10 protein-coding genes are annotated in these 10,726 nt (G+C 71.3%); 8 read left to right on the top strand and 2 right to left on the bottom strand.

The genetic code is table 11. The annotated features are described in order from the left end of the window. The first annotated feature begins 73 nt into the window (after nt 1-73). The 5 genes from ACWCSV_RS23810 (at nt 74) to ACWCSV_RS23790 (ending at nt 5,877) form a co-directional block, all read left to right on the top strand. The gene (locus ACWCSV_RS23810) at nt 74-1,348 is read left to right on the top strand and encodes an ATP-grasp domain-containing protein (RefSeq protein ID WP_451145334.1); all 1,275 of its coding nucleotides are present in this window, start codon (nt 74-76) and stop codon (nt 1,346-1,348) included. Beyond that, a complete protein-coding gene (locus ACWCSV_RS23805; RefSeq protein ID WP_451145332.1) occupies nt 1,345-2,673 on the top strand; it encodes an ATP-grasp domain-containing protein in 1,329 nt (442 codons plus the stop codon). The genes ACWCSV_RS23810 and ACWCSV_RS23805 overlap by 4 nt, the downstream gene beginning before the upstream one ends. Further along, nucleotides 2,670-3,368, top strand: a complete 699-nt coding sequence (locus tag ACWCSV_RS23800; protein ID WP_451145331.1) for an aspartyl/asparaginyl beta-hydroxylase domain-containing protein — start codon at nt 2,670-2,672, stop codon at nt 3,366-3,368. The genes ACWCSV_RS23805 and ACWCSV_RS23800 overlap by 4 nt, the downstream gene beginning before the upstream one ends. Nucleotides 3,369-3,459: 91 nt before the next feature. Further along, nucleotides 3,460-4,566 (top strand): GNAT family N-acetyltransferase, encoded by a 1,107-nt coding sequence (locus ACWCSV_RS23795; protein WP_451145329.1) that lies wholly within the window; start codon nt 3,460-3,462, stop codon nt 4,564-4,566. 54 nt (nt 4,567-4,620) lie between these two features. After that, nucleotides 4,621-5,877, top strand: coding sequence for an MFS transporter (locus ACWCSV_RS23790; protein ID WP_451145327.1), 1,257 nt, complete (start codon nt 4,621-4,623; stop codon nt 5,875-5,877). A gap of 127 nt (nt 5,878-6,004) precedes the next feature. Here ACWCSV_RS23790 and ACWCSV_RS23785 read toward each other — a convergent pair whose 3' ends face one another. Beyond that, the gene (locus ACWCSV_RS23785) at nt 6,005-6,865 is read right to left on the bottom strand and encodes a 3-hydroxybutyryl-CoA dehydrogenase (RefSeq protein ID WP_451145325.1); all 861 of its coding nucleotides are present in this window, start codon (nt 6,863-6,865) and stop codon (nt 6,005-6,007) included. A gap of 197 nt (nt 6,866-7,062) precedes the next feature. Between ACWCSV_RS23785 and ACWCSV_RS23780 the strand changes: the two genes are divergently transcribed. The 3 genes from ACWCSV_RS23780 to ACWCSV_RS23770 all read left to right on the top strand — a co-directional run bounded on the left by ACWCSV_RS23780 (nt 7,063) and on the right by ACWCSV_RS23770 (nt 9,809). Continuing rightward, complete coding sequence (locus ACWCSV_RS23780) at nt 7,063-8,295, top strand: glycoside hydrolase family 10 protein (protein ID WP_451145323.1); 1,233 nt, start codon at nt 7,063-7,065, stop codon at nt 8,293-8,295. 165 nt (nt 8,296-8,460) lie between these two features. Beyond that, nucleotides 8,461-8,811 carry a GntR family transcriptional regulator gene (locus ACWCSV_RS23775; RefSeq protein ID WP_451145321.1) on the top strand — a complete coding sequence of 117 codons (351 nt, stop codon included), beginning with the start codon at nt 8,461-8,463 and terminating at the stop codon, nt 8,809-8,811. Further along, nucleotides 8,808-9,809, top strand: coding sequence for a DUF1648 domain-containing protein (locus ACWCSV_RS23770; RefSeq protein ID WP_451145319.1), 1,002 nt, complete (start codon nt 8,808-8,810; stop codon nt 9,807-9,809). The genes ACWCSV_RS23775 and ACWCSV_RS23770 overlap by 4 nt, the downstream gene beginning before the upstream one ends. A 404-nt stretch (nt 9,810-10,213) precedes the next feature. Here ACWCSV_RS23770 and ACWCSV_RS23765 read toward each other — a convergent pair whose 3' ends face one another. Then, nucleotides 10,214-10,624: a hypothetical protein gene (locus tag ACWCSV_RS23765; protein WP_451145317.1), complete on the bottom strand. Its 411-nt coding sequence runs from the start codon at nt 10,622-10,624 to the stop codon at nt 10,214-10,216. Between the last annotated feature and the right edge of the window lie 102 nt (nt 10,625-10,726).

The raw sequence follows: 10,726 nt of genomic DNA, 5'->3' as shown, positions 1-10,726 counted from the left end.
CGCGGCCGCCCCTCGTCCACCTGACCACACCCGACCGGCCGCAGCCGCGGCACCCACCAGATGAGGAATGCAGTTGTCCCAGAACAAACCGGTCGTCGTGCTTGTCGACGCGTACACGTCGGGCAAGTACCTGCCCCCGGAGTTCGCCGCCCTGGGCGCGGATCTGGTGCACGTCCGGAGCACCCCCGAGTTCATGCCGTCGATGCCAGCCCCCGACCTGAGCGCCTACCACGCCGCCCTGGTGCACGAGGACCTGGAGAAGACGCTCGCCCGGCTGGAGGAGTACGGGCCGCTGTGCGTCATGGCCGGGCAGGAGCCGGGTGTGCTCCTCGCCGACCAGCTCTCGGAGGGGCTCGGCCTGCCGACGAACGGCACGGCGCTGTCCGGGGCACGGCGGGACAAGTACCTCATGGGCGAGGCGCTGCGGGCCGCCGGTCTGCACTGCGCGGACCAGCTCAAGGGCCGGGACGCGGAGACGCTGGCGCGGTGGGCCGAGGAGGCAGGCCGGTTCCCGGTGGTCGTCAAGCCCCTCAACTCGGCTGCCGGCGACGGCGTGTTCATCTGCACCGACGCCGAGCAGGTGCGGGCCGCGGCGGGCGGGATCCTGGGCACGGAGACGATCTACGGCGACACGAACACGGAGGTGCTCGTCCAGTCCTACCTCCAGGGCACCGAGTACGTGGTCGACATGGTGTCGTACGGGCGGCGGCGTTACGTCTGCGGCGTCTGGGAGTACGAGAAGCGGCTGCTGCCCTCGGGCCGCAACATCTACGACCGCGAGCGGCTGCTGGCCGCCGACGAGGGGCCGGCGCCCGAGCTGATCGCCTACGTGGAGAAGGCCCTGGACGCACTCGGCGTCCACTTCGGGCCGACCCACGCCGAGGTCATCGTCACTCCGCAGGGTCCGGCCCTGGTCGAGGTCGGCACGCGCATCGCGGGGAACATGCACCCCGGATTCCACAACGCGTGCGCGGGCGCCAACCAGGCCGCACTCACCGCGCTCGCCTACCTGGCTCCCGCGCGGTTCGTCCAGGAGTACGCGGGACGGCGCTACGAGAAGGCCCGCGAGGCCATCTGCTGCACCACGTCGACGACGCGGTCCGGGATCGTCGAGAGCATCGACGAGGCCGCCCTCGCCGAGCTCTCCGGCCTGGAGTCCGTGGCCCGCTTCGACCTGAAGATCGAACCGGGCGGCGCCCTCCGCCCGACCGTCGACCTCTATTCGAGCACGCTGCGGATCTTCATGTCCGCGGCTTCGATGGGCGAGATCGACCGCGACTACCAGCGGATCGAAGAGATCAAGGACCGGATCTACCGGCTCCGTGACACAAGTGCGGGTGAAAAGTGAGTACGGTCGTCGTCGCGGTCTTCCCCAACTCGGGTGTAAGGCCGCTGAACATCGCCGAGGCCGCCCGCGCGTGCGGGCTCTCCCCCGTCTACGTGGCGCTGACCGGCGCCCTGGACGAGCAGGAGCGTGCCGAGTACGCCCGGCTCGGACCGGTCTTCGAGTCCGACGAATACGAACTGGGCCCCACGGCAGCCGCGTTGAGCGTCCATGCCCCGTCCGGCGTGACGACCTTCAGCGAGGGCCTGCTGCCCTTCACCGCCCGGCTCGCCCACGAGCTTCGACTGCCGTACCACGACCTGGAGACGGTGACCCGGCTCACCGACAAGCGGGCTCAGCGGCAATGCCTCGCCGAGCGGGGCGTGGACGCCGTCCGGTCGGTCGCGGTGACCAGCCGTGCCGAGGCCCTCGCACTCCTCGGCGAGTGGGCGGCCCCCGTCGTGGTCAAGCCGGTGCGCGGCCAGAGCAGCATCGACACCCACTTCGTGGCGAACGTGGACGACTTTCCCGCGGACCTTGCTCCCACCCCCGACCGCCCCTTCGTCGTCGAGGAGTTCCTGCACGGCCGGGACGAGGGCGACTTCGGGGACTACGTCTCGGTCGAGTCCCTGGTCGTGGACGGCGCCGCCCACACCCTCGGGGTCACCGGCAAGTTCCCGCTGATGCCGCCCTTCCGCGAGCACGGCGCGTTCGTGCCCTCCCACCTCGCGCCGGCCGAGCACGGACGCGTCGCCCGGCTCGCCAACGACGCGGCGCTCGCCCTCGGTATCCGCCAGGGCCTGGTCCACACCGAGATCAAGCTGACCCCCGAGGGCCCGAGGGTCATCGAGGTCAACGGCCGCCTGGGCGGGTTCGTGGCCGACATGTACCAGCGTGCCCTGGGCCTCGACCTGCACGAACTGGGCCTCCGGACGGCCTGCGGCCTCCCGGTGGAGCTTCCCGAACTCTCCCCGGACTCGGTGGCGTTCCAGTACTTCGGCCTCTCCCCGCTGCCCACCGGCGGCGTTCTGCACCGCGTGGAGGGCGTCGAGACGATGCTCAAGGAGCCCGGTGTCGTCGGGCACTTGCAGCGCCTGGCCGTCGGCGGGCAACTTCCGCCCGCCGCGACCTCGTTCTTCATGGACATCCTGCTCGGCAGTGCCCCCGACCACGCCGCGATGCTGGAGACCGTCGACCGCGCGCTGGCCCATCTGCGGCTCACCTACGTGGAGTCCGAAGGCGGTACGAGCGTGTGGCAGGCACGCCGCGGCGCGATGAAGCGCATCGGGTGGACGCCACCGCCCACCCCACCGCACACCGAATCCGACACGACCAGGAGTACGCCTTGAAGGGCTCCCCGTATCTCAACAACCCGCGCGCGCAGGCTCTCAACAACTGGATCTTCCTGCGCAAGGCGGGCGGCAGGAACCGCCGCCGCATCATGCCCTCGCACGCGGTCTTCCCCGAGGTCTGGGAACTGGAGCGACAGTTCCCGGACCTCCAGGCCGAGGTGGACGCGCTGCTCGCGAGCCGCAGCATCCCGACGTACGACACCTTCGACCCGGAGCGCGCGGCCCAGGTCTCCGAGGAGTGGAAGCTCTACTACGCGTACATGTTCGGGAACAGCAACAAGCTGGCCAAGAAGGACCTGCCGACCCTGCTGTCCTTCGCCCAGAACACCCCGAACGTGGTCAACGCCTTCGTCTCCATCCTGGAGCCGGGCGTCGTGCTGCCCTCGCACAAGGACCCGTACGCGGGCATCCTCCGCTACCACCTCGGCATCCGGATCCCCGCGGACAACCCGCCGCGCATCCGCCTCGCGGACGAGTACTACCAGTGGAAGGAGGGCGAGAGCACCGTCCTCGACGTCTCACTGGAGCACGAGGTCCACAACGACAGCAGCGAGCCACGCGTGATCGTCATCATCGACTTCCGCCGCCCCATGGGCCCGCTCGCCGGCCTGCTCAACCGCTACTGCCTGTGGCAGAAGCGCAAGTTCGCCCCGCAGTTCGTCGAGGCCAGCAAGTACGACGTCATGCACTGAGAGGCACCGCGGGGCCGGGGCACCCACGCCCCAGCCCCGCTGCCTTCCCCCGCCGAACCACCTCGATCCAGCGACACCAGGAGGGCGCCCCGTGCTCACCCCCACGACGACCGAACGGCAGCCCGGCAGGGTCCGCGCCGTGGAGCGGGCCGCCGACCTGCCCAGGGAGGGCTGGGACGCCCTGGCCGGACCGTCCGACATCTTCCTCACCTGCCGCTGGCTCGACGTCGTCGAGGCGACCGCCGGGGTCCCCATGACCTACCTGTGGACCGAGCGCGAGGGCCGGCCCGTCGCGGGCCTGGCCACCGCGACCGCCACCACCTCCGTGCCGTGGGCGCTCGGCCGGCCCGACGTGGTGCTGCGCAACAGCGCGGAGGCCGAACTGCCCGGGGCGGCCGGGATGCTGGTCGACGTCGACGACCCTTCACGGTCGCTGATGCCCGCGCTGGTGGCGGGCGGGCGCCACGTCGGCAGTACGCGCGTCCTGCGCTCGCCCGAGGCCACCGCCGAGGACGTCGAGCCACTGGTCGAGGCCGCCGAAGCACTGGCGCGCGATGCCGGGCTCGCCTCGGTGTGCTTCCTCTACCTCGACGAACAGGACGCGGACCTCGCGAAGACCCTGGACGCGCGCGGCTACCTCTCGTACACGACCGGCCACTACAGCACCCTGCGGGTACCGGAGGACGGGTTCGACGGCTATCTCGCCTCCCTGCCGCGCAAGCGCCGGGTGTCCATCGGCGCCGAGCGCCGCCGGATACGGGAGGCGCAGGCCCAGGTCGCCGTCGAGTCCCTGGACACGGCGGACCTGCCGCGCTTCGCGGAACTGGAGTCCGGGCTGCTCGCCAAGTACGGCATCGACATCCGTCCCGACCAGGTCCTCGCGCAGATCCGCCAGGTCCGCGACTGCTTCGGCGACGACGCGTTCGCCGTCGTGGCCCGCGCCGAGGACGAAGTCCGCGGGTACGGCCTGATCCTGCGACACGGCGACCACTGGTACGCGCGCCAGACCGGCTACGACTACGCCTACCAGGAACGCACCGGGCTGCCCCTGTACTTCGAAGTCCTCTACTACAGCCTGCTCGAAGAGGCCGCCGCGGCCGGGGTCACCACCCTGCACTACGGCCTCGGCAGCGAACGGGCCAAGCGCTCCCGCGGCTGCACGGCGACGGAACAGCGCTGCCATCTGCTCCGGCTGTGAGCCGCCGCCCGGCCGACCGAACCCCATCCCGCAGGCACCGAAGGACTCCGTGACATGACATCCACCACTGTGAAGAACAGGAGCGGGGCCGCCCCCGTGCTCCCGCGCGGGCCGGGTGTCGTCTGGTTCGGCCTGTCGGAGGTCGTCAAGGCCCTCGGCACCGGCTTCTTCTACCCGTTCTCCCTGCTGTTCTTCACCGAACTGTCCGGGGAGTCGCTGCGTTCGGTCGGCCTGGTCCTGACCGTCACGGCGCTCGCGGTGCTGCCGGGACTCTTCGCGGTCGGCCGCCTGGTGGACCGGGTCGGTCCGAAGCCCGTGCTCATCGCGGCGGCGCTGGTCCGCGTCGCCTGCTTCGTGGGCATCGTCTCCTTCCGGGGCCTCGTCCCCCTGGTCGTGTGCACCCTGCTGCTGGCCCTCGGCAACCGGGCCGAGCAGGCGTCGAGCCCACTGCTCGCGATCCGGCTGGCCCCGGAGGGGCAGAGCGGCCAGTGGCTCGCGCTCACCCGTGTCGCCTTCAACGCGGGGATCGGCGCCGGGGCCCTCCTGGCCAGCCTCTTCATCGTGGACACGGCGTCGGGGTTCGTGGTGCTGGGAATCGTCACGGCGGCCGGCTTCGTCCTCACGGCCCTGCTGTACCTCCGCGTACCGCCGGGGCGGTCCACCGAACCCGCGCAGCGCAGGGGCCTGGGCGGCAGCCATGCCGCACCCTGGCGCGACCTGCCGTTCCTGCGCACGGCGGGCGCGAACGCCCTGCTGCTGACGTCCGCCCTGGCCGTGGAGAGCGCCCTGCCGGTGTTCGTCCTGCGCGAGCTGCACATGCCGTCGTGGATCGTGGGCGTGCTGTTCGCGGTCAACACCGTGCTGCTCACGCTGCTGCAACTGCCCCTGAGCCGGGTGCTGGAGCGGTTCCGGCCGGGGCTCGTACTCGCGGTCGGCGGGATGTCGTACGTCGCGCTGTACGCGTCGGCGCTGCTGGCCGGGAGCGTGCAGCGCGGGGCGCAGATCGCCCTGCTGGTCGCCGGTATGGCCCTCTACACCCTCGGTGAACTGGCCGTCTCCCAGGCCGCCATGGTGATGCTGACGAGCCTGCCGCCCAAGCAGGAGCAGGGCGCCTACCTGGCGTTCAACCAGCTCTTCGCGGGCGGCGCGACGGCCCTCGCCCCGCTGCTCGTCGCCACCCTGCTGGCCAGCTTCCCGCTGACGCTCTGGTGGGTCCTGGCGGCCGGAAGCGTGATGGCGGCGCTCCTGGCCATGACGGTCCTGCGCACGCACGAGCGGGCCGCCGCCCGTACCGCCGAAGCCGGCGTGTGATCTCCGGCATCAGCCGGCTGGAGGCCGCACACGCCTCCGACCTCGGGCAACGCGCCTCGGCGGGTCCGACAGGCCCGGCGGGTCCGACAGGCCCGGCGGGTCCGCGCCGGGCCTGTCGGCAGTGCGGTCAGGCGTACGGGTAGAACCCCGCCCCCGACTTCCGGCCGAGCCGGCCCGCGTCCACCATGCGCTGGAGCAGCGGGGGAGCGGCGTACAGGGGCTCCTTGTACTCCGCGTACATCGAGTCGGCGACGGACGCCACGGTGTCCAGGCCGATCAGGTCCGCCAGCTTCAGCGGCCCCATCGGGTGGGCGCAGCCCATCTCCATGCCGTTGTCGATGTCCTCACGGCTGGCGATGCCCGACTCGAACATCCGGATGGCGGAGAGCAGGTACGGGATCAGCAGGGCGTTGACCACGAACCCGGAACGGTCCTGCGCCCGGATCGGGTGCTTGTCCAGCACCTCCCGAACGAGCGCCTCGGCCCGCAGCACGGTCTGCTCGCCCGTCGTCAGGGCGGGAATCAGTTCGACGAGCTTCTGCACCGGCGCCGGGTTGAAGAAGTGGATCCCGATGACCTGGTCCGGCCGGGAGGTGGCCACGGCCAGCTTCACCAGCGGGATGGAGGAGGTGTTGGAGGCCAGGATCGCGTCCGGCCGCGTCACCACCTGGTCGAGCACCCGGAAGATCTCCGTCTTGACCTGCTCGTTCTCCACGACGGCCTCGATGACCAGGTCGCGGTCGGCGAACTCGCCGAGGTCGGTGGTGAAACTGAGCCGGCCCAGGGCCTCGTCCCGCTCCTCGTCGGTGATCTTGCCGCGCTCGGCAGCCTTCGACAGGGAGTTGTGCAGCCGGGTACGCCCTATCTCCAGGGCCTCACCGGTGGTCTCCGCGACCATCACGTCCAGACCGCTGCGCGCGCAGACCTCCGCGATACCTGCGCCCATCTGGCCACAGCCGACCACTCCGACGCGTGCAATGTCGGCCATAGAGTCCGTCACCTCGTGCCTCTCCCTGATCTCCGTATCGCGGGACCCGTGGGTGGCGGTACCCGCTTCGACCTCCAGACGGTACCCGGCGACGCGGCCCAAGTTACCTGCGGGTCATCGAGGGTCCGAGAAGGCATGATCTGCGTCACGCAGCCGACCGGAGCGGTCCGGCGGGGCGCGAGAGGAAGGCGGAGAGCATGCGGCGCATGGGCCGGAGGGCATTCGTACTGGGCGCGGCCGGAGTGGTGGCCGCCCTGGCGGCACCGGGTCCGGCGGGGGCGGCGGGGCGCGTGCCCCGTGAGCGACGTCACCGCGCGTCGGCCGGGCTGCGCGGGATGTGGATCGCCACGGTCGCCAACGTCGACTGGCCGTCGGCCACCGGCCTGACGGCGGCCACCCAGCGCAGCGAGCTCATCGCCCACCTCGACCGGGCCGTCCGGTTCGGCCTCAACGCGGTGATCTTCCAGGTGCGGCCCAGCGCCGACGCCCTCTGGCCCTCGCCCCACGAGCCCTGGTCGCAGTACCTGACCGGCGTCCAGGGCAAGGACCCCGGCTGGGACCCGCTCGGCACGGCGGTGACCGAGGCCCACGCCCGCGGCCTCGAACTGCACGCCTGGTTCAACCCGTACCGCGTCTCCAACCAGACCGACCCGAAGAAGCTCGTCGCCACCCACCCCGCACGGGTCCACCCGGACTGGGTCGTCCCGTACGGCGGGAAGCTGTACTACGACCCCGGGCTGCCGGAGGTCCGCGCCTTCGTCCAGGACGCCATGCTGGACGCGGTCGGCCGGTACGACATCGACGCGGTCCACTGGGACGACTACTTCTACCCGTACCCCGTCTCCGGCCAGAGCTTCGACGACGCCGGCACCTACGCCGCACACGGCGCCGGCTTCAGCAGCAAGGCGGCCTGGCGCCGCGACAACATCGACCGGCTGGTGAAGGAGACCTCCGACCGGATCAAGGAGATCAAGCCGCACGTCCGCTTCGGCATCAGCCCGTTCGGCGTCTGGCGCAACAGGACGACCGACCCGCTCGGCTCGCCGACCGCCGCCGGGGTGCAGACGTACGACGACCTGCACGCGGACACCCGTAAGTGGATCAAGCAGGGGTGGATCGACTACATCTGCCCCCAGCTGTACTGGAGCATCGGCCAGTCGGGCGCCGACTACGCCCAGCTCGTCCCCTGGTGGGCCGAGGTGGTCGAGGGCACGGACGTCGACCTCTACATCGGTGAGGCGCTCTACAAGGCCGGCGACCCCGCCCAGAACGCGGCCTGGCAGAACGCCGCCGAACTCTCCCGCCACCTGACCCTCGCCGAGGACTACCCGGCCGTCGGCGGACACGCCTTCTTCTCCGCGAACAGCGTGAAGACGGACCGGATCGGTGCCATGGCCCGGGTGGCGGCGGACCACTACGGGGTGGGGTGAGGTTCCTCGCCGGGGCGGGGTGAGGTGCTTCCGTGGGGCGGGGGCGCTTCCCTCTCCCTGATCCGTACGCTCGCGCGCCCTGGTCCGTACGCGTACGCGCGTGCCCTGATCCGTACGCTCGCACCCTCCCCCGATCGAGCGCATGGTGCTACTTTCATTAGCACCATGCTGCTGAGACTGAACACCGCTGACGCCAGCCCCCTGCACGAGCAGGTGGCGGGCGCGATCCGCCGCGCCATCGCGCAAGGGGAGTGTCTGCCGGGGGACCGGCTTCCTCCGGCACGTGACATGTCCCAGGCGCTGGGCGTGAACGTCAACACGGTTCTGCGCGGCCTCCGGAGCCTTCGGGACCAGGGGGTTCTGGAGTTCCGTCGCGGACGGGGCGTGACGGTGGCGGCCGGAGCGGACCGGCGCTCCGCCCTGCTGGACCGGGTCGCCGATCTGGTGGTCGATGCCGCGCGGCTGGGATACAGCAGGACGGAGCTTGCCGAGATGATCAGGGGGGCGGCGCAGTGAACGAGCGCGCGAAGGACAGGAGAGGTGCCGTAGGGGGTGCCGTCTGCTGGGCGGTCGGGATCCTGGCACTGCTGGTGGGCATGGTGCCGGCGGCGAGCGGACGGCTGCCGGAGCGGGTGGCGACGCACTGGAACGAGGCGGGGCGGCCCGACGGTTCCATGCCCCTGTGGGCCGCCGCGCTCATACCGGCGCTGATGTGGGTGGTGGCGGCCGTAGGGATCGGGATCTGGGCGCGGCGCGCGAACGCGTGGCCGGGTGGCGCGGCGCGAGGGTGGGCGGCCACCGCCCTGCTGACGACGGGGGTCTTCCTGGTCGGCTGCCAGGCATCGATCGTACGGGCGAACCTGGACCGGGCCGACTGGCATCAGGCTCGCTCGGTGATCGGATGGATGGTCGGAACTCTCCTGGTGGCGGCGGTGGTTGGGACGGCAACGCGGTGGGCGAACCGCCGGGGCGCCACCGCCCCGGGGCGGGCGGGGGGCGGTCCGCGCATGGATCTGCCCGCCGGGCAGAAGCTCATGTGGTTCTCCCGGGCGTCCAACCCCTGGCTCCACGTGTCAGCGGCCCTCGCCGGAGCCGTGGCCCTGGTCGCCGTCATGGCCGCGGTCGTGGGGGTGGCGGCCCCGCACTGGACGCTGATCGCGATTTCCGCGCTCACCTCGGTCCTGTTTCTGGGCTGCGCCTCCGTGCGGGCCACCGTCGGCGAGAAGGGACTGAAGGTGTCGTTCGGACCGTTCGGCTGGCCGGCGCGGCGCTGGGACCTCCAGGACATCGACTCGGCCCGGTCCGAGCAGCGCAGACCGAGCCAGGTGGGAGGCTGGGGCTACCGACTGAGCGGGCTGGGGACCACCGTGATGCTCCGCGGCGGAGAGTGCCTCGTCATAAGCGCCAGGGGCGCGGACTTCGCGGTGAGCGTGGACGACGCCGAACGCGGCGCCGCGCTGCTGAACTCCCTGGGCGGGCGGCGGCCGGGACGAGGAGCGCCCGGTGGTGCCTGACGGGCACCCCATCGGCGGCGCCAGGGCCTCCGGGTCCGCGACGGGCTGAGAGACGCGTCCGCCGCACACCGGCTCCGCCTGCAGACGGCGGCCATCAGGATGGCCCCTCTGTACGGTTCGGCCCAGGGCCACGGCCTCGACTCGGGAAGAGGGCCGGCGGGGGAGGCGTTCGGGGACAAGACGGTGCTGTCCTCGGTGCTGTCCGTACGCACCTCGGTGCTGCCCGTACGCGTTCGAAGCCGGCCTCGATCGGCCGGGCCCTCACACGGCCCTGTGGCGGGGGCACTGGCAGTGGGGCCAGGCCGACGTAACCTCCGGGACCTTGAGCGGTTTCACCGGCCGCAGGGGGCGGATCACCTGGCGGGAGCCTTCGCGCCCCAACCGGTACACACCGATTCTTGTCGTCACGGGCATTCCCCGGTCAGTCGCCCACCGTCCCTGTCGTGCCGCTCGGCCTCCCGGTGCCTGCCGACCCAGACCCGGAGCAGGCGCCGGGTGATGTCGGCCGCTTCCCGCACGTGGGCGTAGGCGCTGAAACACGGCGTCTCCCGCGTGGGGGCCTTCGCCGCCAGAAGGACGTACGCCTTGCCGATCACATCCCGTACGAACGGGTCCTGGTCCGCGCCCAGTTCCTCGCGGACGAGCAGGTTGAGGAACCCGTGGACTGCCGCAGCATGGGCGAGGATGTCCTCGCGGGTCGAGGTGGTGAGGCGCAGGTCCAGCACCTGGCCCGTGATCTCCGAGATGGTCTCCACATCCACGGGCGCGGTGGCGTGATCCGCCGCCGCTTCTCTGTCGGTCCGGCTTGTCGGCACGGCTTTCTCCTTCTGTTGATCTCTCACGCCCTACGTAACCGTGCAGTCACGCACAGCGGTACCGTGAAGATGGCGCGAGAACTTTAAAGCCTTGAAAACAAG

The sequence above is a fragment of the Streptomyces sp. NPDC001770 genome (genome assembly GCF_053596135.1).
This window is presented reverse-complemented; position numbering and strand designations above follow the sequence as displayed.

Bases quoted from the DNA above. Each gene is read 5' to 3' on its own strand.
- ACWCSV_RS23790 (WP_451145327.1), top strand. From the start codon at position 4,621: ATGACATCCACCACTGTGAAGAACAGGAGCGGGGCCGCCCCCGTGCTC.
- ACWCSV_RS23785 (WP_451145325.1), bottom strand. From the start codon at position 6,865: ATGGCCGACATTGCACGCGTCGGAGTGGTCGGCTGTGGCCAGATGGGC.
- ACWCSV_RS23780 (WP_451145323.1), top strand. From the start codon at position 7,063: ATGCGGCGCATGGGCCGGAGGGCATTCGTACTGGGCGCGGCCGGAGTG.
- ACWCSV_RS23775 (WP_451145321.1), top strand. From the start codon at position 8,461: ATGCTGCTGAGACTGAACACCGCTGACGCCAGCCCCCTGCACGAGCAG.